The sequence below is a fragment of the Klebsiella sp. CN_Kp091 genome (assembly GCF_040065095.1).
In the GTDB taxonomy this organism is placed as follows: Bacteria; Pseudomonadota; Gammaproteobacteria; order Enterobacterales; family Enterobacteriaceae; genus Klebsiella; species Klebsiella aerogenes.
Genome location: NZ_JBEAIO010000010.1, coordinates 18765 through 32484 on the forward strand (window position 1 = coordinate 18765; position 13720 = coordinate 32484).

The window sequence follows — 13720 nt, forward strand, 5'->3', positions numbered from 1 at the left end:
CGACTAATACAAAACAGTAACGAATGAATAAATTATTCCATACATTTTTAATGAGAAAATTTTAAATTCTTATGCCTGTGATGGGCTTCACGAAGGCGGAGCGGTTTTTTTGTGAGCGTCTATGCGGGCGACCATACTTACTGTCAGAGCCATTGACGGAGGGAGACATCATGCACTGGCAAACGCATACCGTATTCAATCAACCGACGCCACTGTGTAACAGCAATCTGTTTTTGTCTGATACCGCGCTTTGTGAGGCGGTGGTGCGTGAAGGCGCCGGCTGGGATGGCGATCTGCTCGCCAGCATCGGCCAACAGTTGGGCACGGCGGAATCGCTGGAGCTGGGGCGACTGGCGAATAGTAACCCGCCCGAACTACTACGCTATGACGCCACCGGCGCCCGGCTGGATGACGTGCGGTTTCATCCCGCCTGGCATTTGCTGATGCAGGGACTGTGCGCCAACCGGGTGCATAATCTCGCCTGGCAGGAAGACGCCCGCGCGGGTTCATTTGTTGCCCGTACCGCCCGCTTTATGCTGCATGCCCAGGTGGAGGCGGGAACGTTATGCCCGATAACCATGACCTTCGCCGCAACGCCGCTGCTGCAGCGCGCGTTACCTGCGGTGTTCAGCGATTGGTTGCCGCCATTACTCAGCGATCGCTATGACCCGCATCTCGCACCGGGCGATCAGAAACGTGGATTGCTGATTGGCATGGGAATGACCGAAAAACAGGGCGGTTCGGATGTGCTCAGCAATACCACCCGAGCGGAAAAAACGGCGGAAGGATTCTATCGGCTGGTGGGCCATAAATGGTTCTTCTCGGTGCCGCAGAGCGATGCGCATCTGGTATTAGGCCAGACGCCGGGCGGGCTCTCCTGCTTCTTTGTGCCGCGCTTTTTACCCGATGGCCAACGCAATGGCGTGCGCCTGGAGAGGTTGAAAGATAAATTAGGTAACCGCTCTAACGCCAGTAGCGAAGCCGAATTCTTTGACGCCTGTGGGTGGCTGATAGGCGAAGAGGGCGACGGCGTGCGGCAAATTCTCAAGATGGGCGCGCTGACCCGCTTCGACTGCGCGGCCGGCAGCCATGCCCTGATGCGCCGCGCATACTCGGTGGCGCTGTACCATGCGCTGCAGCGTCAGGCGTTCGGCAAGAATCTGGCCGATCAGCCGATGATGCGTCAGGTGCTGGGCCAGATGGCGCTGCGTCTTGAAGGACAAACCGCTTTTCTGTTCCGTCTGGCTCGCGCCTGGGATCGGCGCGACGATGCGCATGAAGTGCTATGGGCTCGTTTATTTACCCCGGCCGCCAAGTTTGCTATCTGTCGCGCCGGTATACCGTTTGTCGCCGAGGCGATGGAAGTGCTGGGCGGTATCGGTTATTGCGAAGAGAGCGAACTCCCGCGCTTATACCGTGAGATGCCGGTGAATAGTATCTGGGAAGGCTCCGGCAATATTATGTGCCTCGACGTAATGCGGGTGCTTGGCAAGCAGCCGGCGGCGTTAGAAATGCTGGCGGCGGAGTGCGCTGAGGTCAAGGGGCAGAACCGGCATTATGACCGCGCGTGGCGACAGCTTCAGCAACTCTTACGGCGGCCGGTTGAGGCGCAGGGACGAGAAATAGCGCGTCTGGTGTATTGCCTGGGGGCGGGGGCGCAGATGCTGCGCTTTGCATCGCCGCCGCTGGCCCAGGCATGGTGCCGGATGATGCTGGATCCGCGAGGAGGTATCCGCCTGGACGCTCAATTGCTGGACGATGCGCTGCTACGGGCGATGGGGCGCGGACGACAGCCGTCTCAGGCGTAGAGAATGGCCTGCACCCGCCAGCTATCCGGCTGCGGCTCTTCATACATCTGAACGATACGATACCAGGAAGCGCCCTGCTCATCGGCTTTTACGGCAATGGCGTGCTCGACATCCTGCTGACTGCCGGAGATATTATTGACGGAAATCAGACCAATTTCGTTCAGGCCAGTGACGCAATCCGCACTGGCGAATTCGGCTGACTGAGCGGAAGTATTGGCCGTCGCGGTAGTCAGCAACAGGCTGGGTAAGGTCAGTGATCGTTTCATCGTCAGCTCCATTTCACGTAATCCCGAGGGCAGTCCGTTTGCTAACGTTCTGCCAAAAAGGCTGGCCGAACGTTATTATGCGCAGGAGAACGTGAATGGACGCAAAGCAGTGTAAAGCTGGTTAAAAACGCATCACACCGCTATTTATGATACAGAATCGCTTGCGAATACCACTGGCCGGGAACCATGGTGTCATCGATCATAACGATGACGTAGTAATCCGCTTTTGCGGCTTCTGCTTTGGCTTTCAACGCGGTCTCGACATCCATCGGCGAACCGTACATCAGCACGCTGACGGTACCAATCTTTTGCAGGCCCTCAGTCTGATTGCGACGAATTTCCTGCGGATGATCGCTTGCCGGCGGCGGCGCCTCCGGCGTACCCTGCAGGATGCTACATCCGCTTAAGGCGAGAGCCAGTAACCACGGTGTAAACCTACGCATGACCATATCTCGTTTCCTGATAGTGATAGTGTAGTGGTAGCCTGAACATCATTTCTGGGGAATGTTCCCGAATTGTTATCTATCGCGCGATTTTCGAATGAAAATGTTATGAAAGCGTAACCGAGCTCTCAACATTATAAATCGTGCTCAACGCAAAGCTTTGACGAATGTTTTGGTGCGAGACGCCGTGCCACTATAAAGAAGGAGACGATAGTTGATTACACTCGAAATGCGCAATCTGGCAGGCGGTGAAGTGATTCACGCCTATCCGGCTGGGATGGCGGATAAGCCTCTGCCGGTTATCGTCTTCTATCACGGTTTTACCTCTTCCAGGCTGGTCTACAGCTACTTCGCCGTCGCGCTGGCCGATGCCGGTTTCCGGGTGATTATGCCGGATGCCGCCGAACATGGCGCGCGTTTTCGCGGCGACGAGGAGGGGCGAATGCAGCGTTTTTGGCCGATCCTGCGACAGAATTTTCTTGAATTTCCCGCCCTGCGAGACGCGATTATCGCAGAGGGATGGCTTGAAGATGAACGGCTGGCGGTGGCCGGCGCATCAATGGGCGGCATGACCGCGCTCGGTATCATGACCCATCATCCGGAGCTAAAATGCGTGGCCTGCCTGATGGGCTCGGGCTATTTCAGCAGCCTCGCGCAGACGCTGTTTCCGTCGCCCGGATTCGATACGGCAAGCCTGGCGGAGTGGGACGTGACTCATCAGTTAGCGGCGCTAGCCGACAAGCCGCTGCTGTTGTGGCACGGCGACGCAGACGACGTGGTTCCGCCCGGCGACACTTTTCGCCTCCAGCAGGCGTTAACGCAGAGCGGCCTGGCAACAAACCTGACCTGCCAGTGGCAAAAGGGCGTGCGCCATCGCATTACCCCTGAAGCGCTGGACGCGACCATCGCCTTTTTCCGGCAGCATCTTTAAACGCGGATAACCTGCACGCCCTGATCCTCAAGCTGCTTGAGGATCGTTTCATCGGCCTGCTTACCGGTAATGACCAGGTCGATTTGGCTGGCCTGGCTGAACAGCATCCCGGCGCGTTCGCCGACTTTGCTGCTATCGACCAGTACCGCCAGTTTGCCAACGACGTTCAGCATTTTCTGCTCGGCCATCGCGGTCAACATATCCGTTTTGTACAATCCCTCGGCGGTTAACCCTTTGCCGCTGGTGAACATCCAGTGCCCGGCATACAGGCTGTTTTCGCTACCCTGCGGGCTGAGGGTGATGAAGTGGCTGTGGTTATATTGCCCCCCCATAATGATCACGCTGTCATGCTCCTGGTCAATCAGATAGTTGGCCAGCGGCAGGTAGTTGGTGATGATCTGCACCGGTTTGCCGCATAATTCACGGCCGAGCAGGAAGGCGGTGGAGCCGCAGTTGATAACGATGCTTTCGCCCGGAGAAACCAGCTGCGAGGCGGCGCGGGCAATCCGCACTTTCTCATCGTGGTTTTGCGCCTGATGAATGTTCATTGGCGACCAACGCGGACGCTGTTCGCTGATGGCTTCCGCGCCATTACGGACTTTTTTCAGCTTGCCGTTTTCATCAAGCTTATTGATATCGCGTCTTGCCGTCGCCGGAGAGATGCCGAGGCGGGAGATTACCTGTTCAACGGTGACGAATCCCGTTTGCGCCAGCAAATCCAGTAAAATTTGATGTCTTTGCGCTTCAGTCATGAGCGAATCCGATTAAAAGTGACAAGCAAAGATGATATTTGAAATTAACGCTAAATACTAATGCGGAAAGGGAATTCCGGCGGGCGTGCCCGCCGGGATACGCTTACAAGAAGGATTTGAACGGCAGGTCCGGCTCAATGGTAAAGCAGTCGTCGAACCCGCGTGGGTAGTGGTACTCGAAATTGTCTTTATCCAGCGGCCAGGTAAATTTACCGCCGACCTGCCAGATAAACGGCTTGAAGCCGTATTTCAGACGATCTTTTTTCATTTCCCACAGCACGCGGATCTCTTGCGGGTCCGCCTGGAAGTTGGACCAGATATCGTGATGGAACGGGATAACCACTTTGGCATTTAGCGATTCCGCCATGCGCAGGATATCGGCGCTGGTCATTTTGTCGGTGATGCCGCGCGGGTTTTCCCCGTAGGAACCGAGGGCGACGTCAATCTGATGGTCGTTACCGTGCTTTGCATAGTAGTTGGAGTAGTGGGAGTCGCCGCTGTGGTACAGGTTGCCGCCCGGCGTTTTGAACAGATAGTTGACCGCGCGCTGGTCCATGCCGTCCGGCAGCACGCCGGCGGCTTTTTGATCGGCAGGCAAGGTAATGAGGGCCGTACGATCGAATGCGTCGAGCGCGTGGATCTCAATGTCTTTGATCTTCACCACATCGCCCGGCTTCATGACGATGCAGCGTTCTGCCGGCACGCCCCAGCCAATCCACAGGTCAACGCAGGTTTTTGGTCCAATAAACGGCACATCGGCGGCGCAGTTTTGCATCACCGCGGCGGCGACGTTAACGTCGATATGATCGTTGTGATCGTGCGTCGCCAGCACGGCGTCAATTTGACGGATGGCGAAAGGATCGAGCACGAATGGCGTAGTGCGCAGGTTCGGCTGCAGTTTTTTCACTCCGGCCATGCGCTGCATCTGGTGGCCGGTTTTCATCAGCGGATTAGCGTGGCTCTGCTTACCGGTGCCGCACCAGAAATCGACGCAAATATTAGCGCCGCCTTCCGATTTTAGCCAAATACCGGTGCATCCCAGCCACCACATGGCAAAGGTGCCCGGCGCAACCTGCTCTTGTTCGATCTCTTCATTCAGCCAGCTGCCCCATTCCGGGAAAGTGCTCAAAATCCAGGATTCACGGGTGATGGTTTGCACTTTACTCATCGATCTCTTCCTCTTTTATTTCAAAAGTAATCAATTGGTGATTTGTTTTGATTGATACTGGCACTGTTTTTTCAGGAATGCAATCGGCTATTTTCGATGAAATGCGGTGATATCGTAGCGCTAACGCGCTGAAAACCCCTGGATTTATTATCGGGCATGTATGTATATTGTTGATATTAGTGGTTTGTTTGGTTATCGCGTGACGTGGGAGAGAATACACCTATAAAAAATATGATTATTTGCGTGATGCGTCACATTTAATCAAATTCAATCTTGTTGTGATTGTTTTTGATTATTAGAGTGAGGGCGACGACAACTGCTGAGCGTCATGCGCGTTCTAAGCCTTCCTCTTCTGGAGTGTGTTATGGAGATCCTCTACAACATCTTTACCGTCTTCTTTAATCAGGTAATGACTAATGCCCCGCTGCTGCTGGGTATCGTGACCTGCCTTGGCTATATCTTGTTGCGTAAAAGCGTTAGCGTGATTATCAAAGGCACGATCAAAACCATCATTGGTTTCATGCTGTTACAAGCCGGCTCCGGCATTCTTACCAGCACCTTTAAGCCGGTGGTGGCGAAAATGTCAGAGGTTTATGGCATCAATGGCGCGATTTCCGATACCTACGCCTCAATGATGGCGACCATCGACCGGATGGGCGAGGCCTACAGTTGGGTGGGGTATGCGGTGCTGTTGGCGCTGGCGCTAAACATCTGTTACGTCCTGCTGCGCCGCATTACCGGCATCCGCACTATCATGTTGACTGGCCATATCATGTTTCAGCAGGCGGGGCTGATTGCGGTCTCTTTCTTCATCTTCGGCTACTCCATGTGGACGACCATTATCTGCACCGCGGTGCTGGTCTCCCTGTACTGGGGTATCACCTCCAACATGATGTTCAAGCCGACTCAACTGGTTACCGACGGCTGCGGCTTCTCTATCGGCCACCAACAGCAGTTTGCCTCGTGGATTGCCTATAAAGTGGCGCCGTATCTGGGGAAAAAAGAGGAGAGTGTCGAAGACCTCAAGCTGCCGGGCTGGCTCAATATTTTCCACGACAACATCGTCTCTACCGCGATTGTGATGACCATTTTCTTTGGCGCCATTCTGCTCTCGTTTGGCATCGATGTTGTACAGGCGATGGCGGGCAAAACCCACTGGACGGTCTATATCCTGCAGACCGGTTTCTCCTTCGCCGTGGCCATTTTCATCATTACCCAGGGCGTGCGCATGTTTGTCGCCGAGCTGTCCGAAGCCTTCAACGGCATCTCTCAGCGCCTGATTCCCGGCGCCGTGCTGGCAATCGACTGCGCCGCTATCTATAGCTTCGCGCCGAATGCCGTGGTCTGGGGCTTTATGTGGGGCACCATCGGCCAACTGATTGCCGTGGGTATTCTCGTCGGCGTTGGTTCCTCCATCCTGATCATCCCGGGCTTTATCCCAATGTTCTTCTCTAACGCGACGATTGGCGTCTTTGCTAACCACTTCGGCGGCTGGCGCGCGGCGCTCAAGATCTGTCTGGTGATGGGCATGATTGAAATCTTCGGCTGCGTGTGGGCGGTGAAGCTGACCGGGATGAGCGCCTGGATGGGCATGGCGGATTGGTCAATCCTGGCGCCGCCGATGATGCAGGGCTTCGCCTCGATAGGGCTGGCGTTTATGGCCGTCATTATTCTGATTTCACTGGCTTATATGTTCTTCGCCGGCCGCGCGCTGCGCGCCGAGGAAGATGCGGAAAAACAACTGGCAGAAGCCTCTGCTCAATAAGGAGTTCTGATTATGACCGTACGTATTCTGGCTGTGTGTGGCAACGGGCAAGGTAGTTCCATGATCATGAAAATGAAGGTGGACCAGTTCCTGACGCAATCAAACATCGACCACACGGTGAACAGCTGCGCGGTAGGTGAGTATAAAAGCGAGCTAAACGGCGCGGATATCATTATTGCCTCGACCCACATCGCAGGTGAAATCACCGTTACTGGCAATAAATATGTGGTTGGCGTGCGCAACATGCTGTCGCCTGCGGATTTCGGCCCAAAACTGCTTGAAGTGATCAAAGCCCACTTCCCGCAGGACGTGAAATAAGGAGCCGCCATGAAACTTCATGATTCTCTGGCGCAGAACCACTCCATACGCCTGCAGGCGGAGGCGGAAAGCTGGCAGGAGGCGGTGAAAATCGGTGTCGATCTGCTGGTGGCCGCCGACGTAGTGGAACCGCGTTACTACCAGGCGATCCTCGATGGCGTCGCGCAGCATGGTCCCTATTTTGTTATCGCGCCGGGGCTGGCGATGCCGCACGGCCGTCCGGAAGAGGGCGTTAAGAAAACCGGCTTTGCGCTGGTGACGCTCAAAAAACCGCTGATTTTCAATCACGAAGATAACGACCCGGTCGACATTCTGATCACCATGGCGGCAGTTGACGCTACCACCCACCAGGAGGTGGGCATCATGCAGATCGTTAACCTGTTTGATGACGAAGCCAATTTCGACCGTTTACGCGCCTGCCGCACCGAGCAGGAAGTGTTGGATTTAATTGAAAACGCCACTGCGGCGGCTGTTTAAGAGGGAGTTTATACGATGTCTCAGTTACCAATGTTGCAGGTTGCGCTGGATAACCAAACCCTGTCTCACGCCTATGAGACCACCCGACTGATCGCCGAAGAGGTGGATATCATTGAAGTCGGTACTATTCTCTGCGTTGGCGAAGGGGTGCGCGCGGTGCGCGATCTGAAAGCGCTGTACCCGCATAAAATCGTGCTGGCGGATGCCAAAATCGCCGATGCCGGAAAAATCCTGTCGCGGATGTGCTTTGAAGCCAACGCCGACTGGGTGACCGTGATCTGCTGCGCCGATATCAACACCGCCAAAGGGGCGCTGGATATCGCCAAAGAGTTCAACGGCGACGTGCAAATTGAACTGACCGGTTTCTGGACCTGGGAGCAGGCGCAGGCGTGGCGCGACGCGGGCATTCAGCAGGTGGTCTATCACCGCAGCCGCGACGCGCAGGCCGCGGGCGTGGCGTGGAGCGAGGCGGATATCAGCGCGATTAAGCGCCTTTCCGATATGGGCTTCAAAGTCACCGTGACCGGCGGGCTGGCGCTGGAAGACCTGCCGCTGTTCGCCGGTATCCCTATTCACGTCTTTATTGCCGGGCGCAGTATCCGCGATGCCGCCTCGCCGGTGGAAGCGGCTCGCCAGTTTAAACGCTCTATCGCCCAGCTGTGGGGTTAAGGAGCGGCTATGTTGTCGAAACACATTCCGCTCGGTATCTATGAAAAAGCGCTCCCCGGCGGGGAGTGCTGGCTGGAGCGGTTACAGCTCGCGAAAACCCTCGGTTTTGACTTTGTCGAAATGTCGCTTGATGAAACCGATGCTCGTCTCGCCCGGCTGGACTGGAGCCAGGAGCAGCGCCTGGCGCTGGTCAAGGCGGTAGCCGAAACCGGCGTCCGGGTACCATCGATGTGCCTTAGCGCCCATCGTCGTTTTCCGCTCGGCAGCGAAGATGACGCGGTGCGTAATCAGGGACTGGACATCATGCGTAAAGCCATCCAGCTGGCGCAGGATGTGGGGATTCGGGTGATCCAACTGGCGGGCTACGATGTTTATTATCAGCAGGCGAATGATGAGACTCGACGCCGTTTTCGCGAAGGCCTGAAAGAGAGCGTCGGGATGGCCAGCCGGGCCCAGGTGACGCTGGCGATGGAAATCATGGACTATCCGCTGATGAACTCGATCAGTAAGGCGTTGGGCTATGCTCACTACCTGAATAATCCGTGGTTCCAGCTTTATCCGGATATTGGCAATCTGTCGGCGTGGGATAACGACGTACAGATGGAATTGCAGGCCGGCATGGGGCATATCGTGGCGGTACACGTCAAAGATACGAAGCCCGGCGTCTTCAAAAACGTGCCGTTTGGTGAAGGGGTCGTCGATTTTGAACGTTGCTTCGAAACGCTCAAGCAGACAGGCTACTGCGGTCCGTATCTGATTGAAATGTGGAGCGAAACCACCGATGACCCGGCGGCGGAAGTCGCAAAGGCTCGTGACTGGGTGAAGGCGCGGATGGCCCGCGCAGGCCTGACGGAGGCGGCATAATGCAGCAGCTTAAACAGCAGGTATTTGCAGCTAATATGGATCTGCCGCGCTACGGGCTGGTGACCTTTACCTGGGGCAACGTCAGCGCAATCGACCGGCAGCGTGGGCTGGTGGTGATTAAGCCCAGCGGCGTAGCCTACGAGTCAATGACCGTCGATGATATGGTGGTGGTCGATTTGCAGGGCAACGTGGTGGAGGGGCGCTGGCGTCCCTCTTCTGATACCGCTACCCACCTTGCGTTGTACCGCCGTTATTCCGGCCTCGGCGGGGTGGTGCATACCCACTCGACGCACGCTACCGCCTGGGCGCAGGCGGGGCTGGCAATCCCGGCGCTCGGTACCACCCACGCGGACTACTTCTTCGGTGATATCCCCTGCACCCGGGCGCTCAGCGCACAGGAGGTGGAAGAGGCCTATGAGCTGAACACCGGGAAGGTGATTATCGAAACGCTGGGCGAGGCCAACCCGTTACATACGCCAGGGATTGTGGTCTATCAGCACGGACCCTTCTCCTGGGGGAAAGATGCCCACGAGGCGGTGCACAATGCGGTGGTGATGGAAGAAGTGGCGCGAATGGCGTGGATCGCCCGCGGGATTAATCCGCAGCTACAGCCCATCGACGGCTGGCTAATGGAGAAACATTTTCTGCGTAAACACGGGCCTGACGCCTACTACGGGCAGAAGTAAGCTACGCGCTCCGGGGCTTTCACCTCAGGGTGAAGCAACTGGTCTGGCCCCGGAGCCGTTTTTAAACCTGACGATAGGCCGATGGCATACAGCGCATGCCGATGAGCGTGACCACGCAAATCATCGCGCCGGCGTAAAACGTCGAGGCTGCGCCGAAGGTTTCCCACAGTACCCCTGCGCCGGTACTAGCCAGCAGCAGCGCCAGGCCGCTCATCAGGTTGAACATGCCGAATGCCGTACCGCGTAGTTCCGGCGGCGCGGTATGCGCAACCATGGCCGCCAGTAGGCCTTGAGTCATCCCCATGTGAATCCCCCACAGCGCGACGCCGATCAGCAGCGTGCTCCAGTGGCCGCTGAGCGCCAGCACGATATCGGCGAGGATCAGCACCAGCAGCCCCCATTGCAGCAGTTTACTGTGACTCATGCTGTCAGAGAGCTTACCGAACGGGTAAGCCGTGAGGCTGTAGACCAGGTTCATCGCGACCATGACCAGCGGAATAGTAAACAGTGGGATCTCCATCTGCTGGGCGCGCAGCACCAAAAAAGCTTCGCTGAAGCGGGCGAGGGTGAAGATACTGCCGATCGCCACCACCCACCAGTAGGCGGCGGAGAGCTTTTTCAGGTTTTCGCGCTTCAGCGGATTGCTACGTTTGTGCGCGATGGCGGATTTCGGCTCCTGCAGGCCAAAGCCCAGTAGAGCAATGGATAGTACGGCGGGAATGACCGCCACCCAGAAGATAGCGTGAAAATCGTTGGCCCAGATGAACATCAGCAGCACCGCCAGCAGCGGGCCGAGAAAGGCGCCGACGGTATCCAGCGCCTGGCGTAACCCGTAGGCAGCGCCACGGATCTCCGGAGGTGTTACGTCGGCGACCAGCGCATCGCGCGGCGCTCCGCGGATACCTTTTCCGACGCGGTCGATCATGCGGGCGCTAAATACCACCCCGGCGCTCGGCGCGAGGGCAAACAGCGGCTTGCTGATCGCCCCCAGCCCGTAGCCAAGCAGCGCCAGCCCTTTGCGTTTGCCAACGTAGTCGCTAATAACGCCGGAGAAGACTTTGAGAATTAAGGCGGTGGCTTCGGCCAGCCCTTCGATAAGACCGATGATAATGACGCTGGCGCCGAGCGTGGTGGCCATAAACAACGGTAGCAGGCTGTGGATCATCTCTGACGAGACATCCATTAACAGGCTGACGCCGCCGAGTACCCAAACTCCTTTAGGGATGCGACCTAACGTCGCGAAACGCGGGACCATCAATCACTCCTGATTAACAAACGGTGAATTGATGATTAAATCAGGTTGCGATGACGCTGGTAAGTCAGTTTGGAAAATAATTCTCAATTGCGTTTACGTAGGCTTTCGCTTCGCCCCTCATGAGGAGAGGCGAAGCATCGACCTGGGTTAGCGATAAATAGCGGCGCTGGCATGAATAAGGCCATTGCTCTGCGGTTCGTGAATCAGGATTGGCTGGAAGTACTTCGCTCCCAGGGCATCGCTTTCCTGGTTCAGGGCCTGGTCGGCCTCTTGTTCGCTAGCCATATTATGGTTGATATAGATTACGCCCAGACTCTGCACATCATCCATGTTGCGAGCCTGACGCCCATCGATTTTGATGGCTGCCAGCGCGTTGGCGCTAAGGAGTAGCGCAGCCATTACGGCGATGATAATGCTTTTCATAGAACGCTCCTTACTGACAGTACGGGTAAAACGCTGGACTCCTCTTGCTGGTGTCTGGCTATTGATTAAATTGTAATCGCTGGCGCGTCGCCTGATAGCGACCTTTTCTGATGCAGTTGTTCAAAAAAATGCCGCGTTCGTTATTGGTTAATTTTAAATCACTCACTTAGCCCAGCTTGGCGCTTAGTGCGAATTATTTGTGCAAATGCGCTTGTGTTCCTGGGGGGGCGCAATTAGAATGACGCGTCAATTTTTCAGCCGCCCTTTAACACGTTCCTTGCCTCCATGGGCCGCGGCTGACCCAGACAGGAGGCTGAATAATCCGTAAGGAGCAATTCGATGCGTCATTACGAAATCGTTTTTATGGTCCATCCTGACCAGAGCGAACAGGTTCCGGGCATGATCGAACGTTACACTGGTGCAATCACTGCAGCAGAAGGTACGATCCACCGTCTGGAAGACTGGGGCCGCCGTCAGCTGGCTTATCCGATCAACAAACTGCACAAAGCTCACTACGTTCTGCTGAACGTTGAAGCGCCGCAGGAAGCGATCGATGAGCTGGAAACTAACTTCCGCTTCAACGACGCCGTTATCCGCAGCATGGTAATGCGTACTAAGCACGCTGTTACCGAAGCATCTCCGATGGTTAAAGCGAAAGACGAGCGCCGTGAGCGTCGTGAAGATTTCGCTAACGAAACCGCAGATGATTCTGAAGCTGGGGATTCTGAAGAGTAATCCTGATGACCAACCGTCTGGTGTTGTCCGGCACCGTGTGCAGGATGCCCCTTCGAAAGGTCAGCCCGTCAGGAATTCCTCATTGCCAGTTCGTGCTTGAGCATCGTTCTGTGCAGGAGGAAGCCGGTTTTCACCGGCAGGCGTGGTGCCAAATGCCCGTTATTATTAGCGGACACGAGAACCAGGCCATTACTCACAGTATAACGGTCGGTAGCGCAGTCACCGTTCAAGGGTTCATTAGTTGCCATAAGGCAAAGAACGGCTTGAGTAAAATGGTTCTGCATGCCGAGCAGATTGAATTGATAGATTCTGGAGACTAGCCATATGGCACGTTATTTCCGTCGTCGCAAGTTCTGCCGTTTCACCGCGGAAGGCGTTCAAGAGATCGACTATAAAGATATCGCTACGCTGAAAAACTACATCACCGAAAGCGGTAAGATTGTCCCAAGCCGTATCACCGGTACCCGTGCAAAATATCAGCGTCAGCTGGCTCGCGCTATCAAACGCGCACGCTACCTGTCCCTGCTGCCGTACACTGATCGTCATCAGTAATCGGTCACGGTCCATTAATACGACTTTGAGAGGATAAGGTAATGCAAGTTATTCTGCTTGATAAAGTAGCAAACCTGGGTAGCCTGGGTGATCAGGTAAACGTTAAAGCGGGCTATGCTCGTAACTTCCTGGTACCACAGGGTAAAGCTGTTCCAGCTACCAAGAAAAACGTTGAGTTCTTCGAAGCGCGCCGCGCTGAACTGGAAGCCAAACTGGCTGACGTTCTGGCCGCTGCTAACGCACGTGCTGAAGCAATCAACGCACTGGGCACCGTTACCATCGCGTCCAAATCTGGCGACGAAGGTAAACTGTTCGGTTCCATCGGTACTCGCGACATCGCTGACGCTGTTTCTGCAGCTGGCGTTGCCGTTGCGAAGAGCGAAGTTCGCCTGCCGAACGGCGTTCTGCGCACCACCGGTGAGCACGAAGTAGACTTCCAGGTTCACAGCGAAGTCTTCGCTAAACTGGTTGTTAACGTTGTAGCTGAGTAATTTTTTACTCAACTCACGTCGATGCGCCGGCCTTGTGCCGGCGTTTTGCTTTTTAGCGCCAGCCTGATTTTTATCTGGTATGGTAGCTATTCTCTCCACTTTCTGGATGATAAAATA

18 protein-coding genes are annotated in these 13720 nt (G+C 55.7%); 12 read left to right on the forward strand and 6 right to left on the reverse strand.

Features of this window, described 5'->3' with window-relative positions:
- Window positions 1-170 precede the first annotated feature (170 nt).
- Entirely contained in the window at window positions 171-1808 is a 1638-nt protein-coding gene (locus tag ABLV17_RS10030; RefSeq protein WP_045396883.1) for an isovaleryl-CoA dehydrogenase, read from the forward strand.
- On the opposite strand, the gene yjfN is transcribed toward ABLV17_RS10030, so the two are convergent.
- Both yjfN and bsmA read right to left on the reverse strand, forming a co-directional pair.
- A complete protein-coding gene (gene yjfN, locus ABLV17_RS10035; protein ID WP_020079815.1) occupies window positions 1799-2074 on the reverse strand; it encodes a DUF1471 family protease activator YjfN in 276 nt (91 codons plus the stop codon). The genes ABLV17_RS10030 and yjfN overlap by 10 nt on opposite strands.
- Before the next feature lie 140 nt (window positions 2075-2214).
- Window positions 2215-2523 carry a biofilm peroxide resistance protein BsmA gene (gene bsmA / locus ABLV17_RS10040; protein ID WP_045379672.1) on the reverse strand — a complete coding sequence of 103 codons (309 nt, stop codon included), beginning with the start codon at window positions 2521-2523 and terminating at the stop codon, window positions 2215-2217.
- 208 nt (window positions 2524-2731) lie between these two features.
- On the opposite strand from bsmA, the gene yjfP reads away from it, so the two are divergent.
- Window positions 2732-3448 (forward strand): esterase, encoded by a 717-nt coding sequence (gene yjfP / locus ABLV17_RS10045; protein WP_047065984.1) that lies wholly within the window; start codon window positions 2732-2734, stop codon window positions 3446-3448.
- Here the strand turns inward: yjfP and ulaR are convergent.
- Together ulaR and ulaG are read right to left on the reverse strand one after the other, a co-directional pair.
- Window positions 3445-4200, reverse strand: a complete 756-nt coding sequence (ulaR, locus tag ABLV17_RS10050; protein WP_015368619.1) for an HTH-type transcriptional regulator UlaR — start codon at window positions 4198-4200, stop codon at window positions 3445-3447. The two genes, yjfP and ulaR, sit on opposite strands and share 4 nt — an antisense overlap.
- A 103-nt stretch (window positions 4201-4303) precedes the next feature.
- On the reverse strand, window positions 4304-5368 hold the full coding sequence (gene ulaG, locus ABLV17_RS10055) for an L-ascorbate 6-phosphate lactonase (RefSeq protein WP_113374750.1): 1065 nt from the start codon (window positions 5366-5368) through the stop codon (window positions 4304-4306).
- Between the two features lie 364 nt (window positions 5369-5732).
- On the opposite strand from ulaG, the gene ulaA reads away from it, so the two are divergent.
- The 6 genes from ulaA to ABLV17_RS10085 are packed head-to-tail and all read left to right on the forward strand — an operon-like array spanning window position 5733 to window position 10147.
- On the forward strand, window positions 5733-7133 hold the full coding sequence (gene ulaA, locus ABLV17_RS10060; protein ID WP_015368616.1) for a PTS ascorbate transporter subunit IIC: 1401 nt from the start codon (window positions 5733-5735) through the stop codon (window positions 7131-7133).
- Between the two features lie 12 nt (window positions 7134-7145).
- Window positions 7146-7451 carry a PTS ascorbate transporter subunit IIB gene (gene ulaB / locus ABLV17_RS10065; RefSeq protein ID WP_001577590.1) on the forward strand — a complete coding sequence of 102 codons (306 nt, stop codon included), beginning with the start codon at window positions 7146-7148 and terminating at the stop codon, window positions 7449-7451.
- Window positions 7452-7460: 9 nt separating this feature from the next.
- On the forward strand, window positions 7461-7928 hold the full coding sequence (gene ulaC / locus ABLV17_RS10070) for a PTS ascorbate transporter subunit IIA (RefSeq protein ID WP_015368614.1): 468 nt from the start codon (window positions 7461-7463) through the stop codon (window positions 7926-7928).
- A 15-nt stretch (window positions 7929-7943) separates the two neighbouring features.
- Window positions 7944-8597, forward strand: a complete 654-nt coding sequence (gene ulaD / locus ABLV17_RS10075; RefSeq protein WP_348854229.1) for a 3-keto-L-gulonate-6-phosphate decarboxylase UlaD — start codon at window positions 7944-7946, stop codon at window positions 8595-8597.
- A gap of 9 nt (window positions 8598-8606) precedes the next feature.
- The gene (locus tag ABLV17_RS10080) at window positions 8607-9461 is read left to right on the forward strand and encodes an L-ribulose-5-phosphate 3-epimerase (protein ID WP_113374751.1); all 855 of its coding nucleotides are present in this window, start codon (window positions 8607-8609) and stop codon (window positions 9459-9461) included.
- Window positions 9461-10147 carry an L-ribulose-5-phosphate 4-epimerase gene (locus ABLV17_RS10085; protein WP_087858300.1) on the forward strand — a complete coding sequence of 229 codons (687 nt, stop codon included), beginning with the start codon at window positions 9461-9463 and terminating at the stop codon, window positions 10145-10147. The genes ABLV17_RS10080 and ABLV17_RS10085 overlap by 1 nt, the downstream gene beginning before the upstream one ends.
- Window positions 10148-10208: 61 nt before the next feature.
- Here the strand turns inward: ABLV17_RS10085 and ABLV17_RS10090 are convergent, their stop codons facing one another.
- The gene (locus ABLV17_RS10090; protein WP_348854230.1) at window positions 10209-11402 is read right to left on the reverse strand and encodes an MFS transporter; all 1194 of its coding nucleotides are present in this window, start codon (window positions 11400-11402) and stop codon (window positions 10209-10211) included.
- A gap of 147 nt (window positions 11403-11549) precedes the next feature.
- The gene (locus ABLV17_RS10095; RefSeq protein WP_020079809.1) at window positions 11550-11825 is read right to left on the reverse strand and encodes a DUF1471 domain-containing protein; all 276 of its coding nucleotides are present in this window, start codon (window positions 11823-11825) and stop codon (window positions 11550-11552) included.
- A 339-nt stretch (window positions 11826-12164) separates the two neighbouring features.
- Between ABLV17_RS10095 and rpsF the strand changes: the two genes are divergently transcribed.
- The 4 genes from rpsF to rplI are packed head-to-tail and all read left to right on the forward strand — an operon-like array spanning window position 12165 to window position 13603.
- A complete protein-coding gene (rpsF, locus tag ABLV17_RS10100) occupies window positions 12165-12560 on the forward strand; it encodes a 30S ribosomal protein S6 (RefSeq protein WP_004098001.1) in 396 nt (131 codons plus the stop codon).
- Window positions 12561-12565: 5 nt separating this feature from the next.
- The gene (priB, locus tag ABLV17_RS10105) at window positions 12566-12880 is read left to right on the forward strand and encodes a primosomal replication protein N (RefSeq protein ID WP_015704181.1); all 315 of its coding nucleotides are present in this window, start codon (window positions 12566-12568) and stop codon (window positions 12878-12880) included.
- A gap of 4 nt (window positions 12881-12884) precedes the next feature.
- The gene (rpsR, locus tag ABLV17_RS10110) at window positions 12885-13112 is read left to right on the forward strand and encodes a 30S ribosomal protein S18 (protein ID WP_000135199.1); all 228 of its coding nucleotides are present in this window, start codon (window positions 12885-12887) and stop codon (window positions 13110-13112) included.
- 41 nt (window positions 13113-13153) lie between these two features.
- Window positions 13154-13603: a 50S ribosomal protein L9 gene (rplI, locus tag ABLV17_RS10115; protein WP_015368607.1), complete on the forward strand. Its 450-nt coding sequence runs from the start codon at window positions 13154-13156 to the stop codon at window positions 13601-13603.
- The last annotated feature ends 117 nt before the right edge of the window (window positions 13604-13720 follow it).